The 18,242-nt window shown below is 44.5% G+C and carries 10 protein-coding genes; 1 reads left to right on the forward strand and 9 read right to left on the reverse strand.

Annotation, left to right across the window (positions count from 1 at the left end):
• Positions 1 to 107: 107 nt before the first annotated feature.
• The gene (locus XZ46_RS02650) at positions 108 to 4,100 is read right to left on the reverse strand and encodes a transporter substrate-binding protein (protein ID WP_008056990.1); all 3,993 of its coding nucleotides are present in this window, start codon (positions 4,098 to 4,100) and stop codon (positions 108 to 110) included.
• A gap of 168 nt (positions 4,101 to 4,268) precedes the next feature.
• Complete coding sequence (locus XZ46_RS02655) at positions 4,269 to 7,349, reverse strand: SbcC/MukB-like Walker B domain-containing protein (RefSeq protein WP_048895359.1); 3,081 nt, start codon at positions 7,347 to 7,349, stop codon at positions 4,269 to 4,271.
• Between the two features lie 225 nt (positions 7,350 to 7,574).
• Between XZ46_RS02655 and XZ46_RS02660 the strand changes: the two genes are divergently transcribed.
• Positions 7,575 to 9,185, forward strand: a complete 1,611-nt coding sequence (locus XZ46_RS02660; protein ID WP_048895360.1) for a peptide ligase PGM1-related protein — start codon at positions 7,575 to 7,577, stop codon at positions 9,183 to 9,185.
• A 6-nt stretch (positions 9,186 to 9,191) separates the two neighbouring features.
• Here XZ46_RS02660 and XZ46_RS28050 read toward each other — a convergent pair whose 3' ends face one another.
• The 7 genes from XZ46_RS28050 to XZ46_RS02690 form a co-directional block, all read right to left on the reverse strand.
• A complete protein-coding gene (locus XZ46_RS28050) occupies positions 9,192 to 9,401 on the reverse strand; it encodes a DUF6464 family protein (RefSeq protein ID WP_008056984.1) in 210 nt (69 codons plus the stop codon).
• 176 nt (positions 9,402 to 9,577) lie between these two features.
• Entirely contained in the window at positions 9,578 to 11,152 is a 1,575-nt protein-coding gene (locus XZ46_RS02665) for a B12-binding domain-containing radical SAM protein (protein WP_008056982.1), read from the reverse strand.
• Between the two features lie 57 nt (positions 11,153 to 11,209).
• Positions 11,210 to 12,532, reverse strand: a complete 1,323-nt coding sequence (locus tag XZ46_RS02670; protein WP_006621726.1) for an aminotransferase class I/II-fold pyridoxal phosphate-dependent enzyme — start codon at positions 12,530 to 12,532, stop codon at positions 11,210 to 11,212.
• Entirely contained in the window at positions 12,532 to 12,996 is a 465-nt protein-coding gene (locus tag XZ46_RS02675) for an acyl carrier protein (protein ID WP_008056980.1), read from the reverse strand. The genes XZ46_RS02670 and XZ46_RS02675 overlap by 1 nt, the downstream gene beginning before the upstream one ends.
• Before the next feature lie 168 nt (positions 12,997 to 13,164).
• Entirely contained in the window at positions 13,165 to 14,946 is a 1,782-nt protein-coding gene (locus XZ46_RS02680) for a fatty acyl-AMP ligase (protein ID WP_006621724.1), read from the reverse strand.
• 226 nt (positions 14,947 to 15,172) lie between these two features.
• A complete protein-coding gene (locus tag XZ46_RS02685) occupies positions 15,173 to 15,979 on the reverse strand; it encodes an aspartyl/asparaginyl beta-hydroxylase domain-containing protein (protein WP_048894901.1) in 807 nt (268 codons plus the stop codon).
• Positions 15,980 to 16,108: 129 nt separating this feature from the next.
• Positions 16,109 to 17,899, reverse strand: coding sequence for a fatty acyl-AMP ligase (locus XZ46_RS02690; protein ID WP_008056975.1), 1,791 nt, complete (start codon positions 17,897 to 17,899; stop codon positions 16,109 to 16,111).
• Positions 17,900 to 18,242: the final 343 nt, after the last annotated feature.

The following is an 18,242-nucleotide window of genomic DNA, read 5'->3' on the forward strand; positions in this document are numbered from 1 at the left end:
CTTAATTTAACTTATCTTAACACAAGTTTACTGGCCGTCAAGTCCCATGCTAATTCTTGCTTAACCATGCCCGCTATCCCCTGCCCTTTAGTATGGGGTGGTGAGGATTAACGACGGTCTTTGAGCCAGAATGTCATCATTTTGCCTCTTCCTTTTACATCAATTACACCCCTTTCCTCAAAAATAAAATTATCGTTGAGTAGCGCTTTGGTGGCGGCGGTGATCTGAATTCTTCCCACTTCGCCTTGAGACTCCATACGGGAGGCGACATTGACGGCATCCCCCCACAGGTCATAGATAAATTTACGAGTGCCAATTACCCCGGCTACCACAGGTCCGGTATTCATCCCAATGCGTAAATTGAAGGGTTCGCCGTCTTGGCGACGGAAACGGACAATTTCTCGCTGCATATCTAGAGCCATCTGAGCGATCGCTTCTGCATGGTTTTCTCTAGGGGTGGGTAAACCTCCGACTACCATATAGGAATCCCCAATAGTCTTAATTTTCTCGAGTTGGTGTTTTTGAGCGAGTTCATCAAAACAGGAAAATATATCATTGAGTAAATCCACCAATTCCGTGGGGGATATCTGTGCGGAAAACCCGGTAAAATTGACCAAATCTGCAAACATGACTGTTGCTTGCTCAAAGCGTTCCGCAATAGAATGGGGGCTCTGTTTTAAACGTTCCGCAATAGAGTGAGGCAAAATATTCAATAGCAGCCGCTCGGATTTTTGTTGTTCAACCCGCAAAGCATCTAAAACCCGGCGGCGCTCGGTAGTATTACGAGCCACCCAAATTACACTATTGTCTGGCATGGGGGAAACTGTGGCAGCAAACCACACCAGATCGGCATCAGCAGCAGAGGGTAAGATATTAACAGGGCCTTGCTGCCCGGGTTCTGGGGGTGCTAATTGCATACTGTATTCTAGGTTGATGGTTTGTCCGGTTTGAAGGACTTTCTGGATATTTTCGTAAAAAAGCTGTGCTTGGGGGGTCGGAAATATGTCAAATACTGTTTTTCCGAGTAAATCGCTACTAGGTGTATAGACTACTTCCGCGTTAGTGGTGACTATTTTCTTATAGCGTCCCTCTCCATCAAAAACCGCGATCACGTCGGTCATGGCTGCAAATAAGGCTCGCAATTCGGCTTCTGAGGCTCGTAAGGCTGCTTCTATCCTTCGTCTTTCGGCCACTTCTCTGATTAGGTGATGGTTGGCTTCTTGTAAGGCGGCGGTGCGTTCGACGACCCGCTTTTCTAGTTCCTCTTTGGCTTGTTGGAGGCCGATTTGTCCTAGTTTGCGATCGGTAATATCTTCGACAGTTCCTTCATAATAAAGAATTTCTCCCTGGGGACTACGGACGGCGGTGGCATTTTCCGAAATCCAACGAACTTGACCATCTATCCGTCGAATTTGGGACTCAAAATCTACTACGGAACCTTGGCTTTCTAAGAGATAAACAAATTCCTGGCGGCGCTTGGGGTCGATATACAGTTGGGATTGAATATCGGTTAAATTGGTCATTAATATGGTCGGGGATTCGTAGCCGTAAATCCTGGCTAAGGCGGGATTAGCGCTGATATAACGACCTTCTGGGGTAGTTTGAAATATTCCTTCTAGGGCATTTTCAAAAATGCTACGATAGTTGGATTCTGCCTGTTTTAAGGCTTCTTCTGCGCGCCGACGATCCGTAATATCAATACCTACAAAAAAGGCGGCACTACCGCTGTTGTATTTCCGGGCGGCAATTAGGTAATCTCTGGGTTCATTTTTAATATAAGATGTCACTTCTTTATAGGCTTCAAAACTACCGCTATTAAAGAAGTCTTCCACAAAGTCATTAAATTCCGGACTAGCTTTCAGAAAACCGATGTGCTGACCAATAAATGCCTCGGCGGGGAGGTCGAAGGTTTGGGCTAGATATTGATTAACCCCTAAATAACGTTGGTTAGAATCAATCCAAGATACTGTTCCTGGGACGACATTTAACACAGCTTCTAACTGGTCTTGAGTCGTTTTTAATGCGGCTTCTGCACGTTTGCGATCGCTAATATCAATTCCCACCACAAAAGCCGCTTGATTATTATTATACTTGTGGGCAGCAATCAGATAATAATATTCCTCATTTTCTAGGGAAGATGATATTTCTTGATATGCTTCTAATTCGGGACTTTCAAAGAAATATTGTATAAAATTCTGAAACTGAGAACCCCTACCCAGAAAACCAATATGTTGATTAGAAAAATCTTCTCTGGGTAAGCCATATAAATCAGCTAATTTTTGATTAACTTCGATATAGTGCAGGTCTGATGTCACCCAGGAAACCGTACCAGGAACCGCTGCTAAAACCGCTTGTAAACGCATATTAGCTTGGCGGAGTTCTTCCTCAGCTTGGCGACGTTGCGTAATATCAATTCCCACCACAAATACAGCTTGATTATTATCATATTTCTGAGCCACAATTAGATAATGGCGTTCTTGATTGTCCACATGAGTCCGCACCTCGCGATGGGCTTCTTTTTCCGGGCGATTAAATAGGTCAGTTACAAAGTCATTAAATTCGGAACTGGTTCCCAAAAAGCCAATATGTTGATTAGCAAAAGTTTCTCGTGGCAATTTAAATAAGTCTGCCAAAGATTGATTAACTTCCAAATAGCGTAAATCCCTACTAATCCAAGAAACCGTGCCAGGTACAGCTTCTAACACCGCTTGCAGTCTAGCATTAGCCATTCTTAGAGCCTCCGCAACTCTAGTGCGTTCGACAATTTCTTGCAGTAGTTGAGTGTTGGATTCTCGTAGGGCGGCGGTGCGTTCCGCGACGATATTTTCTAAGCCTTCATTAACCAATTGCAGTTGGGCTTCTACCTGTTTCCTGATTTCGATTTCTTGTTCAAGTTGCTTTCTGGTTTCTTCTAATTCGCGGGTTTTTTGTTTGAGTTTTTCGGCGCGTTCGGTACTTTGGCTAACTTCAGCAAGTAAGCCAATCACAATTTCGGAAGCATTAAAGTTATTGGCTTCAAACCCTAACCATGGCAAGGGTTTAATGCGATGGGGACTGGTGTAAATAATCTCAAACTGACCATCAGATTTAGCCCTACCAATGCGGCATAATTTCCTAATATGATGGTTGGGTTCCATGCGGATAATACCACTGGGGGCTGAGAAACTTTGACCATAGGTAGCAATTCGTACCCTTTCCGGGTCGAAAGATTCGGCTAACTCTACGGCTTGTTTCCATAGATAAACTTGACTATAGGCGGCTTCTATGGGGTCGCTAGTAACGCGATCGCTTCCATATCTCGCCTGAAAATGTTGAACAAACCGACGATTTTCGGGAGTATCTAAACTCTGAAAATAACTCCAACAACTCAGATGACCGGTCGCCGCATTCCCGATGCTTTTCAGTTCCGTTTCCGAAACAGAAATAGCCAAAATGGGGATTTGTTTCGCGTTTAAACCTGCCGCTTGAAATTGTTGGTAAAATGCTATATTGCTATCACCAGTAAGCGTATTAAACACCACATCAGGTTTCGCTCGCACAATACGCGCAATAATCGACCTAAAATCCTTAGCCCCCAAGGGTTGATATGCTTGACCCACCACATAGCCTTCATTTTGCTGAAGCTGAATTTTGATCAGTTTACTCACCGTATGGGGGAATGTATAATCAGAACCGAGCAAATAAAAGCGCTTGCCAATATTTTCCAACAACCAGGAAACGACAGGTTCAACCTGTTGATTAGCACAGGCTCCTGTGTGAAAAATGTTGGGGGAGTCTTCTAGTCCTTCGTATTGGACGGGATACCACAACCCCACCCCTAATTCTTCTAAAACGGGTTTGACAGCCTGACGACTGGCTGAAGTCCAACACCCAAAGAGGGTGACAACCTGTTTGTCCTGAATTAGATTTTTGGCTTTCTGAGCAAAGCAAGCCGGATCTGATTGACAATCTTCAATAACAGGTTCAATAAACTTTCCGAGAATTCCTCCACTTCGGTTAATTTCTCGAATGGCCATCAACTCGGCATCTCTGAGGGGCGCTTCGCTAATTGCCATTGTCCCACTCAAAGAATGCAGTATCCCGACTCGTACACCTGGCATAGCTACTGCTTAACGGTTTATAAAATTGATATCAAGGGAACCTCCGACCTGGCTGCACCCAATTTTCGGGCCGGGGTCTAGCTAGTCTCATATAACTATATTAACCAACTATGGCATAATATGCTCTAGTTCCACCCCTTGCTCCTCAAATATTGGCCAATCATGATCTTAAACAGATAGATGTAATTGTGATCCGGTAGCGGTTTTAGTGACTTCTATTTTGGCTTGAAATGCCTCTTTCAGGTGGGGAATGTGGGTGACAGCTAAAATGCAGGAAAAATCTGGGGCGATCGCATTGATCGCAGCAATTAGGCGATCGCATCCTTCCGCGTCTTGGGTACCAAACCCTTCATCAATAATCAGCATTTGTAGCGCACATCCCGCTCTTTGTGCTAATAATTTAGCTAGGGCTAATCGAATCGCAAAATTAATCCTAAACGCCTCGCCGCCAGAATAGGTTTCATAGGGTCTAGTTCCCCTGGCATCAGCAATTAATATATCCAGTGTATCAATTAACTTAGCCTTTTTCCGTTTCGCGCTGCCACTGCGTCCACTCCGTTGGGTAACAAACTGGACATGGAGTTGATTCGCCGACAGCCTCGCTAAAATTTGATTCGTTTCGGCTTCTAATTGCGGTAACACATTTTCAATCATCAGTGCTTGAATACCATTTTTCCCAAAGGCTTGGGCTAATTCCTTATAAATTAGGGCTTGGTGACGATATTCCGATAATTCCTGTTTTTGCTGGCTTTGCTGCTGGCTCAGATTTTCTAAATGGATTCGTTGTTGTTGCAGCTTTCCTAATTGACTTAAATATTGATCAAGTTGTTGTCGCTGCTGTTTTATTTTCCCTTCTAGGTTACTAATATATAACCTAGGATTTGGTGTATCTTCCAACTGTTTAGTTAAGAGTAGTATCTGTGATTTTACCCCCGATAAATCCTGCGATCGCACTTGATTTAATTGTCGTAATTCAGTCAGCCGTTGTTGAATTTGTGGATACTGACTTTCCGCCACTTTCAACTGTTCTGCTTTCCTCACCCATTGCTGTGCCTCACGCAACCGCACCCGGACTTGATTATGGTCTTCCAAATTATAACCGCTCTCATTTAACTGTTTTTTGAGCTGAATAATCCTCTGCTGTAATTCCGAGGCGGTTTGTAGATAAATTATCTGGTCTAATGCCGACTGTAATTGTGCCACCATTGGCGGTTTGTCGGCTTGTAGTTGCCCTAGTTTTTGTTGGGAATCCCGAATTTGTATTTGCTTCATTTCTGCCCATCTCCAGCGCTTTTCTTCATTCCTAGCCAGAGCGTGGCTTTGTTCATTATAATCTAGTTCTTGCAGTTGCAGATCTAGTTGTTGCAGTTGCTGATACAGCGTCGCGGAGTGACTACCATCAGATAGCGATCGCTCAATTTGACTAGCTTCATCTCTCCACTGTTGTAGCTGCAATTCATCACTACCGAAACCCTCTAAGCGTGCTTGTAGTTGACCTCGTTTTTCTCGCAATTCTTCATAATTAGAGATTTGCCTTTGTAAGGTTGTATATTCAACCCGTAACGCAGCTATTTCCTGTTCGGAACGCGCCAAATCTTCCCGAATTATCCACAGGCGATCGCGAATTTCCTGTTGTTGGTTTTGGTGTTTACCCATTACCAAATTCCAGTGATGTTCATCTAAAGGGCGATCGCATAGGGGACAAACAGGCGCAGAGTCCCCCCTATTTTCCTCACTAAAAGAACGCCCTAACATTTCCATCTTTTTGTCTAATTCCGCTAATTTCGACTCATACTCCTGCTGTTGATGAGCCAATTTTTCCAAGTGGTTATGGCGTGACTGACCCTTAGCTGTGACCCGATTTTGATAAGTGCGTTTCTTCTCAATTTCCTCAATAGTTTGATGGAGATTTTGTAACTCTTGTTCTAATTTAGGGCGGTTATTTTCCAGGCGGTTCTGCATTTTGTGCATCGACGTATATAGTTCATCAAAACGGGCGCTAAGACGCGCTTGAGCGCGGTCTATTTCCCCCTGTATACGTTGATGTTCTTGCAGGATAGGGGTAACTTCAATTTGTAGTTTATCTAACTCATTCAGGCGCAAACGAGCCTGAAACAGTTGAGCCATTCCTGCTTCGACTTCCGGCTGTTCAACCAGCACCTTTTGATATTCTTGTTCCTGTTTATGGAGAGATTCCAGGCGAGTTTCAATCGTATCTTTATCCCGTTGTAATTGGTGGATTTTATCCTGTTGTTGCTGCTGAAGTTCCCGGAGTTGCTGTTGAATTTTTTGGTGAGTTTGAAACTGTAAACTCATCGTTTCTTCTGTAGCCTGTAGGGTCTGAAATTCCACAATCCCAGCGTTTATTTCTTCCTGTTGTTGCCGAATAAAATCTAATTGTTGTAGTTGAGTTTGGGTGACGATAATTTCCTGTTGAAGGCGATCGCATTCTTGTTTAATCCCATGATATTGTTGTCGCTGTCCCTCTAATAGTTGTTCACAGGTTTGGCGATATTGTTGTTGTTCTCGGTAGGCTTGCAGTTGCTTTTGCTCAGACTCTTGTTGTTTCTGAAGTTTACCAAGGGTAGCTTCTAACTGAGTCATTTGAGCCACTATTTCCGGCAGTTTTTGTGTCTCCAACTCTCCGATAGTTAAAGTTTGTTCTAATTGCTCAATCTTGAATTTATATTCCTTCGAGATATCTTTAGCTTTCTCCACTAAAGTATCATATTCATCTAACTTGAGTAAGCTGCCTAACACTTCTTTGCGATCGCTGGGACGTTTTAACATAAACTCATCAGCTTTTCCCTGACGCAAATAGGCAGAATTAATAAAAGTATCGTAGTCTAGGCGCAGATGTTCTAAAATCTTTTGTTGTGTGCTACGGACTCCCCCTTGACTGAGGGCAGTAAACTTAATTTGCTCCGCTTTTTTGTCCGGTTCTAATGGTGCGATTTGAAAATCCAGAGTCCCCGACTGACCACGGCGACGAGTCCTAATTACCCGGTATAAGTTACCATGACTAATAAAGATAAAATCCACCCGCATTTGGGTTTCGCCAATTTGAATTAAATCATCTTCCGTCCCCGCCCGACTATGACCCCAAATCGACCAGGCGATCGCCTCTAACAGCGAAGACTTACCCGCCCCATTCGGTCCACAAATGCAGGCAGTGTGCAAGCCACTAAAATCTAGGCTGGCGTCGCGATAACTGAGAAAATTCTTCAGGGTGAGTTTCTGTGGGATCATATCGCGATATTCAGATGAAATTCCGTTTGATATCAGTTTGAGCGAAGCTCCCATAATTATAGCACCAATCAATCCTATTGGTTAACCTAGACCAATCTGCTCATATTAATTGTGTCACTAGCTTTTCTCCAACCATTGCTAAGGATGATATTAGCTCATAAAAAGTGTCGCTATGAGGTCAAACAAGCTGCTAAAATCGTAATATTGTTATTGTGGGCAGCGATTATGACAGGAGATTATCGATCGCCACAGGGAATAGTAGATCAGTTTCAAGCATTGCAACATCAACTCCGAGAGTCTTTCAGTCAAGGGGGAAACCTGGGATTTGATGATTTTGATGTATTAGTGATTCCATCCCTCACCTTAGATCAGCAGCAATTGCAGAAAATTCCCGGAGTTCATCAGTATGAGGAGAGATTTCTGTTTTCTCTGACTCGTTTACGAAATCCTAGAGTTAGATTAATTTATGTAACTTCCCAACCCCTTCACCCCAGCGTTATTGACTATTATCTGCATTTAATGCCTGGAATTCCCTTTTCTCACGCGCGCGATCGCCTACTATTATTTTCTACCTACGATTCCTCTAATCGCTCCCTCACCGAAAAAATCCTAGAACGTCCCCGGTTAGTCGAAAGAATACGCCAAGTCCTGCGACCTAACCGCACCTATATGGTCTGCTTTAACTCTACTCAATGGGAACGAAAATTATCAGTTAAATTACAAATTCCCCTCTGGGCTTCTGACCCCGATTTAGCCCATTGGGGAACCAAAAGCGGCAGTCGCCAGATTTTCGCAGAAGCCAATATTCCCCACCCAGACGGCAGTAAATTAGTCTGGAATGAAACAGCTTTAGCCGCAGAAGTTAACGCTTTATGGGAACGACAACCCCAGTTAAAACGAGCAGTAATTAAGCTAAATGAGGGCTTTTCTGGAGAAGGCAATGCTATCCTTAATCTCCAAGGAATTGGCGACATTCCCCCTCATCAAAGGGTCGCAAAAATTAGCGATCGCTTGGTGAATTTAAGTTTTCAAGCCAGCCATGAAACCTGGTCTAGTTTCCGTAGCAGAATCCCTGAATTAGGCGCAATTGTCGAAGCCTTTATCGAAGGAGACATTAAGCGATCGCCTAGTGTTCAATGTCAGATTTACCCTTCCGGGGAGGTCGAAGTTCTATCTACCCATGACCAAATTCTGGGGGGTCCAGATGGTCAAATTTTTGAGGGTTGTAGTTTCCCCGCTGACCAAGCCTATCGATTACAACTGCAAGAATTAGGCGAAAAAGTCGGTAAAATCTTAGCCCAAAAAGGAGCCCTAGAAAGATTTGGTTTAGATTGTATTGCCGTTCGTCAACCACAGCCACCAGAGGCACAATGGGAACTACAAGCCATTGAAATTAACCTGCGTCGGGGTGGCACAACTCATCCATTTATGACCCTCCAATTATTAACTAATGGCGAATATGATCGCCATACTGGCTTATTCTATAGCCAGCATAAACAACCCAAATATTATATTGCCTCAGATAATCTTCAGAGCCATCATTATCGCGGTCTTTTACCCAATGATTTAATGGATATTATCGCCCAATATCATCTGCATTTTAACAATAAAACAGAAACCGGAACCGTATTTCACTTAATCGGCTGTTTGTCTCAATTCGGGAAACTGGGTTTAACCTGTATTGGTGACTCTCCCACACAAGCACAGGAAATCTACGATCGCATTGTCGCCGTTTTAGATCGAGAAACTCAGGCGATCGAACAGTCAGAAGACACACTAGACCTATCCCCAAACCTGGGAAAAGTCTGTGAACATTTATCAGGATCTATTTATTAGTTAGCGTTATTTAGGCTGATAATGATCACAGCTAGAACAGCAACCTGTAGGATTAACAGCACATAACAAAAATGCCGAGTTAGCGTTAAATTTACAGGTCGCCTGTTTATTAACCGTCTTTGATAGCAGGTTATAACGCTGTTCGTGATGTTCTATAAATCGTTTGATTTGTTGATGGGACTGTAGCCGCATTCTTTCCATACCTAGGTTGTTCATCGCCCAGCTTTGCGTAAATGTTCATGATTATAGATTGTATCTATATCTTATCCTATCCGCTTGTGTTTTTGATCACAGAAGCGCCCAGGTATCTTAGAGTCTCAGCGAGAGGTTACGCCAAGCGGCGGGTTGAGAGATAGGTTTTTTGATTACCACCCCAACCCGCCGGATTCGAGTTAAGCTACTTTTACCAATTCTAACTCCTGTTTTTTCTTGACATATTCAGCCAGTTGTGATTCGATTTGCTGGCGCACTTCTTGGCGGTAGTCGTAGAAGTGTTCAAAGTGAGCGCACATGACTAGATACATTTCCACAACACCGGGGTTTTTGCGGATAATATCCAGTAGATAAATCCAAAAAGTCCAGCGAGTCTTACGGACTACTCCCTGTCGCCATATCAGAATTGACAAGGCTTTTATAGTTTTCCAGCTTAGGGTTCTTCCCCCAGCTTTTTTGCGACGAGGTGCGCCTAGTTTCAGATAATAGCGGTGAGTGCGATCGAGAAACACTTGCGGATCGTAGAGTTTCCAAAAACCGTCTATATATTCCTGTGCAATTTCCTCAATGGGACGAGTAGGAATAAAATTCATCAGAGTAGTCTGGTTAATATTGGCGGTTTCTGAGCCTTCCAGCAGCCTCCCTTCTTTCTTTAAACGATGCCATAATCCCGTATTAGGGAGAACCTGTAGCATACTAAACATAGCCACTGGAATAGCCGTAGTTTCTACAAATTGGATAATGCGATCGCCAGCCCCAGACTTTTCACCATCAAAGCCAATAATAAAACCAGCCATTACCCGCAGTCCAGACCTAGTAATATTATCCACAGCATCAACTAGGGAATTACGGGTATTTTGGAATTTTTTAGTCAGCGCGAGACTACCTTCGTCCGGGGTTTCAATTCCCAGGAAAACCGCATAGAAATTAGCCTCTACCATCATGTTCATTAATTCTTGGTCTTGGGCGAGATCAACTGATGCTTCTGTCATCATACGGAAGGGATAGTTATTTTTTTCCATCCATTCTTTCAACGCCGGAAGCAGCAATTTGACATTGCGTTTATTCCCAATGAAGTTATCATCAACCAAAAAGATAGTTTGAGTAAATCCTAGTTCTAGGAGGCGATCCAGTTCCGCCAGTAACTGTTCCGGTGCTTTGGTGCGAGGTTTGCGACCATATAACACAATAATATCACAGAATTCGCACTGAAACGGGCAGCCTCTGGAGAATTGCAAAGCCATCATATCATAGGCTTGTTTTTCCAACAAATCAAACCTAGGAATTGGGGTAGTAGTTACATCAGGTTTTTCGCCATTAGCGGCGCGTAATATCCCACTTGTTTCCCCTCTTTCCAGGGCTGCTACAAACATAGGGAGGGTAATTTCTCCCTCATCTAACACTAGAAAATCAGCCCCCATTTTTTCAGCTTCGTGGGGTAGTGCGGTCGGGAAAGGACCCCCAACTGCTACAATTTTGCCGCGTTTTTTGGCTTCCTGAATTTGGTCGAGGAAGTCATTTTTTTGAACAATCATGGCGGACAAAATCACTAATTCTGCCCATTCCCATTCTGCTTCCGTGACGGCTCGCACATTGCGATCGACCAGCTTAAATTCCCATTCTTGGGGGAGAATAGCCGCTACTGTGATTAAACCCAAAGGCGGTAATAGAGCCTTGCAATCGACTAAATCTAAGGTTTTTTCAAAAGACCAAAAACTTTTTGGGAAAATTGGATAAACCAGTAAGACTCTCATGGAATGCACCAGATTAAGGATAAACTAGAGATGGGAATTTCATGATATATGAGGGTTCTAAGAAACCGCCATTTGTGCAATTTCTTCGGTGAGAATTTCCACCGTTTGATAAATTTGTTCTTCCGTATGCTGACAGGTAACAAAAAAACGCAGACGGGCTGCATTTTGAGGAACGGAAGGATAGAACATAAATGGGACGTTAATACCCCGATGAAACAGATTTTGGGACAGTTGCACAGAAGCCAGGGAATCGCCCACAATAATCGGAATAATGGGCGAATCTTTGCTGGTTCCTGTGTTGAGATTATGTTGTTTAGCGAGATTCAGGAACAATTGACCACGATCGCGTAGTCTTTGCACCCGTTCTGGTTCTGATATTAACACATTAATTGAAGCCAGAACCGATGCCGCGTTAGGTGGCGAAATACCCACGCTGTAGACAAAACCGGGGGCCGTATATTTCAAGTATTCCACTAAAGCACTAGACCCCGCAATATATCCCCCACAACTGGCGAAAGATTTACTAAGGGTTCCCATCCACAAATCTACATCATTGGGGTCAACGCCAAAGTGTTCACTAAGCCCTCGGCCATGTTGACCTAATACCCCAATTGAATGGGCCTCATCCACCATCAGAAAGGCTTTATACTGTTGTTTTAACTCAATAAACCTGGGTAGATCGGGAATATCACCATCGGTGCTATAAATGCCTTCTATCAGGATTAAAGTGCGTCTATAACGGTGGCGGCGGTCTTTGAGAATTTGGTGCAGGCTTTCCCAATCATTATGGGGAAAAGCAATAGTAGTGGCTCCCGAAAGTAAACAGCCTTGTAATAGACTATTATGGCTGAGGACATCATGAAGGATCAGGTCATTTTGTCCAAACAGGTGGCCAACGGTGGTGACGTTGGTAGCATGACCGCCAACATAAACGATGCTGTCTTGGGTGCCGATAAAATTGGCGATCGCCTTTTCTAACTCCCGATGAATAGGTTTTTCCCCCGAAAGCAGGCGGCTGGCGGAAGCCGATGTACCATAGCGGTCTATAGCATCCTTCGTAGCTTGGGAAACTATCGGATCACCAGACATCCCCAAATAGTTATAGGTAGCATAGTTAATCAACTCACGACCGTCAATAATCGTGGTATTGCTGGCGATACCTTCTTGGGGGGCAAAGAAGGGGTTATTAATGCCCAAGGCTGCAATTTCCTGCTGTTGCTGTTTAATTTTCAGGTATTCTGGATACAGTTCAAACCGATAGTATTCCGGGGGAATATCTGGTAAGGTTTGGCTGGTGGCTCTTTGGCGCAACAATTCGGCAAGCAGATCCCGTTTTTGTTGTGGTGAAAGGTTAGCGGTGCGATCGGATATATTGGTCATTAATGATTTTCCTGTTCAGACAACATTGAATTCAGCAGGGACTCTACCTCGGCATCGGACATTTGATTGAGTCTTTCTAGCAGTTGTTGTGCCTGTTGTGGACTCACAGACTGACCACTGCTGTTGGTTGTCGCTTTAGGGGTGGTATCCTGGGCTAGATAATCAGCGATCGCCTTAATAGTCGGATAATCCCACAGTAACGTCGGGGGAAGTCTACGTCCAAATTGATTTTCCAGGTCTCCAGATAAATTAACCGCCTCAATAGAATTAAGGCCATAATTGGCAAAGTCTTCATCAATATCAATGTCATCTGGATTTAACCCCAATCTCTCAGCCATTTGGGTAATTAACCAGCCTTGGATCGCTTCCGCATCAGGGGATAAACCCACAGAATTTGGCGATTTAGGTTGGCTACCCAGTTGGTCAATATCTTTTCCATTCCAAGAGTGGTTCAACACTTGCACTATTCACTCCTCCATCACATTTTAGGCTGGCTATGCAAGATTCCGGGGCAGATTAGGCAGCCCGTCGGCGGTGAATCTTAAATCGCACCTAGACGGTTATTGTGCCACGAAGCCGATCTGATCAATCCTTTGCTGTTTCTGTTATTACCTCTAACGGGCAGAATAAGTTTAGTCTTCGACTACCTCCAAAGTCCCCGCTAGAAAACCAGCACGGCAAGCATGACGTTGGATCTTACCACTTGATGTTTTGGGAATGGTTCCAGGTTTGAGTAGCAGGGTACTATAAACTTGCAAATCATGATTTTGGGAAACCGCACGCCGGATTGATTGAATTAGGTCCTTAGTGCTGAAGGATTCCTCCCTGGAAACATTGGTTGAGGTTTCACGACGAGGACTAGATTGCCGTTTCCAATAGTAGCGTTCTACTTCTGCAATCACCACTAACCTTTCTTCCCCCCCCACATCTACGGAAAATCCCGCCGCACAACTAGGACGGATTAAGGGGTGACTTTGTTCAACCGTCCATTCTATGTCTTGGGGATAATGGTTGCGGCCGTTAATGATAATTACATCTTTCAGGCGACCAGTAATAAATAGTTCGCCGTTTTCGATGAAGCCTAAATCTCCAGTCCGCAAAAATGGTCCTTCTCCGGTGGTGGCTAGATATTGACTAAAGATGGACTCGGTTTCTGATGGTCGATTCCAGTAACCTTGGGCGATACTTGGTCCTGATACCCAAATTTCTCCTACCTGTCCGGGTTCACAGGGTATCCCCGTGGATGGGTCCACAATGGCGATCGCCTGATCTTCCAAACTTGAGCCACAGCCTACTACTGTGCGAGTATTCTCGGCGTGACCGTTGGTGGCGATCGCCTGATGTTGTTCTAGGGATGATGCTTGAATCGTTTTCAACGTCGGTAGTTGAGTTTTATCGCCGCCACTGACGATTAGGGTAGCCTCCGCCATACCATAGCAGGGATAGAAAGCCTGGGGATTAAATCCACAACTAGCAAACGTCCGCGCAAATTTTTCTAACACTTCATGGGATATCGGTTCCGCCCCATTAAATGCTAAATCCCAACTACTCAGGTCTAGGGTTTCTATTTGGTCTGGTGTGACTCGGCGCACGCACAAGTCATAAGCAAAGTTTGACCCGCCGCTGGTGGTCGCACCATGTCTTGATATTGCTTCTAGCCACCTGATAGGACGTTGGAGGAACATTAGCGGAGACATTAACACCACCGGAAATCCTCCATATAGGGGCTGGATAATCCCCCCAATTAACCCCATATCGTGATAGGGTGGTAGCCAGATCATCCCTATGCTGTCCTGGTTGTGACCGAATTTCTCATAAATCCAGCCCGAATTGTGCATCAGGTTCTGGTGGCTGATCATCACCCCTTTGGGGGTAGCCGTTGAACCTGATGTATATTGGAGAAACGCTAAACTTTCCGGGTTGATGCTTAGGTCCTCATAGCGATCGCTGCAACTTTCGGCTACCTTATCTGTGGCAACCCAGTTCAGTTTCTGTAGTTCCCAAACCTCCCCAAATTGCCGCTGTAGACTCGGTAGCACAGATTCTGTGGTTAGGGCTAGGTGAGAGTCCGCGTCTTCTAAGATACCCATAATCCTCGACAGCGAGCGGTTGGGGCGCGGCGGATAGGCCGGAATTGGTACTATACCTGCATACAAACAGCCAAAAAATGCCGTAATATAATCTATGCCCGGTTGATATAGTAGTAAGGCTCTCTCTCCCGGTTGGCTGAGGCTTTGGAGATGGGCGGCGATCGCTCGACATATTCTGTCTAACTTTTGGTAGGTTAAACTGATGGTTTCAGTTTCTCCATCCACTAAAAATTTATAAGCAACTTGATGGGGTTGATGGATGGCTCGACCCTTTAATATTTCCATTAACGTTGCTGCATCAAACGGATGTTGGAAAGCAGTCATTAAGTCTTAATAAGTGATTGAGTAAGCGAAAAAGTTTCCGGTCTCTTGGATAATATAACCTATTTTAATTTTTTGGCAACTTTTTTGTTGATTGGATGCTGACATCATCTTTTCCGGCTGACCCTAGGGACTATAATTACATCCCTAGAGTCTACAGGCTTATAGCCCGCTTCAAGTTTACGCCGTTTTTTGATTAATCATTATACTGGCTATAAATTACCCCGGGTTACTGTCGGGAATTTTGTGGATCTCTCTGCCATACTTGGTCTAGGCGATCGTTCCATTTTTTCTGATTCGCCGTCGCTTCCTGAATGTATGGAGAAGCCGCAATTAGTTTAATCAATAACTCATTAACTGCCGACAAAGGAAACTTTAAAGGTCGCACAATATCCAAGAATAACACTACCCTAATTCCATTCGTTTCATTCCACGCTTCATGGGGAAATGAATCGTCAAATAACATACATTTTCCCTCTTCCCAATGCCGGATTTCATCCCCCACTCGCAGACGGCACTTTTCCCGGGGTTCCGGCACTTTTAAACCTAACAAACACCGAATTACCCCCTTGTATGGTCCCCGATGTTCCGGGATATGTTTGCCCGGCAGTAATATAGAGAAAAATGCCGTTTTTAAACCTGGGATTTGTTGGATGATTTTGGTGGTTTCAGGACAGCGATCGCAACTTTCCGCAGATTTAACTCCATAGCCATATAAACAGTAGGTTTTCCATAAATTATCCGTACTCGTATTATAGGCTTGATCCGGCGAAATATCCTGAAAATTAGGCAAATTATCCCGATATTTTAACAGTTCGTCTACCTCCTGGCGGATTAAATGCCAATCCCTTTCTAACAGGTCAACCCATTGGAAATGTTCCGGGTATTTGGCAGCGTCAAAAAATGCCGTATCTCCAATTTTGGAATATTTACCAATCGATGTTTCTAAGCCTCTTAATATCGGTTCGCCAATGCCATAAATTAAGAAATTTCGCAGTTTATCTTTAAAATTGCTCTGTAACCCTACCTCAGTCATAAATAGCACTTTTCCTTATTTGATTAATCACCCATATAGTAATACAGGTATATTTAATTATACAAGACCAGGGGCAACCAAAGAGATCCGGTTGCGATGCCCTGGCCAAAGCTGCTTGATGTTTGTTGATTAACTGTTAACTTGTTCCCGGCGCACCAGGTCAGAAATATTGCTTTGTTGCAACTCCTGACATTGCCATTGTCCGACCACCTCCAGAGTTCCCGCGAGAAACTGACGGCCACAGACTTGGCGTTGGACCTTACCGCTGGTAGTTTTCGGGAGAGTTCCAGTTTTCAGTAATACTACCGCAAAAACATCCGCTAGATGCTGATCAGCGATCGCATGACGGATAGCGCCAATAACCTCCTCGACATTCAGCTTTCGCAGAAATTGCCGTTGTACCTCGTAGGCGATGACCAGACGTTCTTCCCCCTCCACTTCAATCGAAAAAGCCGCCCCACAGCCCGGACGTAACTGATCATGACAGGTTTCTAAAGTTTGTTCAATATGTTGGGGATAATGGTTGCGACCCCAGAGAATCATCATCTCCTTAATCCTACCCGTAATAAATAATTCCCCATTCTCCAAAAACCCCAGATCACCCGTCCTCAGAAACCCACCCTGATTACCTAATTTAGCCTTAAACGTGCGATCGCTTTCCTCTGGGTTATTCCAATAACCCAAACCAATACCCGCGCCGCGCAGCCAAATTTCCCCTACTTCTCCCTCAGCACAACGGGTTAGGGTTTCCGGGTTAGCAATGACAATTTCATCCCCTAGCCAACCATGACCACAGCCAACCACAGCTTTCGCCGACCGATGATCACTCTCCACAGCTACCACCTTATTTTCCTCCAAAGCCGTGCGATCGACATAGCGAATCACCGGAAGATCTGCTTTTCGACCCCCAGAAATAAATAAAGTCGTCTCCGCCATACCATAACAGGGATAAAAAGCCGATCGTCGAAAACCACACTCCGCGAACGTTTTGGCAAAATTCTCTAAAGTTTCGGCGCGGACAGGTTCAGCCCCAGAAAATGCCACCTCCCAGCTACTTAAATCCAATTTTTTGATCTCACTAGGGGTCGCCTGTCGCCACAGTAAATCATAGGCAAAATTCGGCCCGCCGCTGGTCGTCGCTTGGTACCGAGATATGGCTTTTAACCAGTTCATGGGTTTCTGTACTAGCGCCACCGGAGACATTAACGTTACCGGAAAACCACCATATAGCGGTTGAATGACTCCCCCAATAAGTCCCATATCGTGGAATAGGGGTAGCCAGATCAAGCCTTGACTTTCCCCCCTGTGTTCAAAGGCTTGATAAATCATTTCCGAGTTGTGTAGGACGTTTTGGTGAGTCACCATTACTCCTTTTGGTGTTCCCGTAGAACCCGAAGTATATTGCAGAAATGCTAGGGTTTCCGGGTTGATGTCTGGGGGAGACCAGGACTCTCCTAGCTTCGGGTTTAGACTGTCTGTAGTTATCCAGGGGAGTTGCTCGAATTTGGGCGCTAATTCCGGCACTTTTTTTAATAGTCCTTGTATATGGGATAACAAGGGTTTACTGGTTAGGGCTATTGTAGCGTTTGATAATTCGATGCGTTCTTGCAGTTTTCCTAATCCTTGGCTAGACCGGGGTGGGTTATCCGTTACCGCTACTACCCCCGCATACAGACACCCAAAAAAAGCCGCGATAAATTCTAGTCCGGTGGTGTAGGGATACACTACTAATACATGGGTTCCGGGGGGGACGTGGCGACGAATTTCTGTGGCGATCGCTTTCGCTTGTTCGTCTAGTTCCCTATAGGTTAAGCGCCCCGACTCCGTTTCTCCGTCCGCTAAAAATGTATAGGCGTTTTGGTCTCTTAATTTTTCGGCGCGATCGCGCAGTAGGTCTACTAACGTTTGATACTCAGTCATTTGGCTTGCATATCCCATCTTTTTGATCAAACCACATTTTGCCACTTCCTACCCCCCCTTTAACTTCCCTCACATTTTTACCCAAATTCTCCATTTTCTATTGACAAATATTAGGGCTTGACTTATTATATAAGCATGGGAATCTGTGGCCGCATATATATAGAAATTTGGCCGATATCTTCATATCCCAAGAATTAAAGACCCGAATTTTCATGGGTCTTTGCTAGTTTTTAACCCCCCCCTACAGAACTTGATGGCGATCGCTTAATGATCGCTACCGATAACGCTGGGGTTGGACGCGCCCCGCATTTAATTAACCTTTAAACAGTTGACAAACCTCGGC

The sequence above is a fragment of the Limnospira indica PCC 8005 genome, assembly GCF_000973065.1.
GTDB classification, from domain to species: domain Bacteria; phylum Cyanobacteriota; class Cyanobacteriia; order Cyanobacteriales; family Microcoleaceae; genus Limnospira; species Limnospira fusiformis.

Excerpts from the sequence above, each read along its gene's own strand:
- XZ46_RS02650 (WP_008056990.1), bottom strand. The coding sequence starts at position 4,100 with ATGCCAGGTGTACGAGTCGGGATACTGCATTCTTTGAGTGGGACAATG.
- XZ46_RS02655 (WP_048895359.1), bottom strand. The coding sequence starts at position 7,349 with ATGATCCCACAGAAACTCACCCTGAAGAATTTTCTCAGTTATCGCGAC.
- XZ46_RS02660 (WP_048895360.1), top strand. The coding sequence starts at position 7,575 with ATGACAGGAGATTATCGATCGCCACAGGGAATAGTAGATCAGTTTCAA.
- XZ46_RS28050 (WP_008056984.1), bottom strand. The coding sequence starts at position 9,401 with ATGAACAACCTAGGTATGGAAAGAATGCGGCTACAGTCCCATCAACAA.
- XZ46_RS02665 (WP_008056982.1), bottom strand. The coding sequence starts at position 11,152 with ATGAGAGTCTTACTGGTTTATCCAATTTTCCCAAAAAGTTTTTGGTCT.
- XZ46_RS02670 (WP_006621726.1), bottom strand. The coding sequence starts at position 12,532 with ATGACCAATATATCCGATCGCACCGCTAACCTTTCACCACAACAAAAA.
- XZ46_RS02680 (WP_006621724.1), bottom strand. The coding sequence starts at position 14,946 with ATGACTGCTTTCCAACATCCGTTTGATGCAGCAACGTTAATGGAAATA.
- XZ46_RS02685 (WP_048894901.1), bottom strand. The coding sequence starts at position 15,979 with ATGACTGAGGTAGGGTTACAGAGCAATTTTAAAGATAAACTGCGAAAT.
- XZ46_RS02690 (WP_008056975.1), bottom strand. The coding sequence starts at position 17,899 with ATGACTGAGTATCAAACGTTAGTAGACCTACTGCGCGATCGCGCCGAA.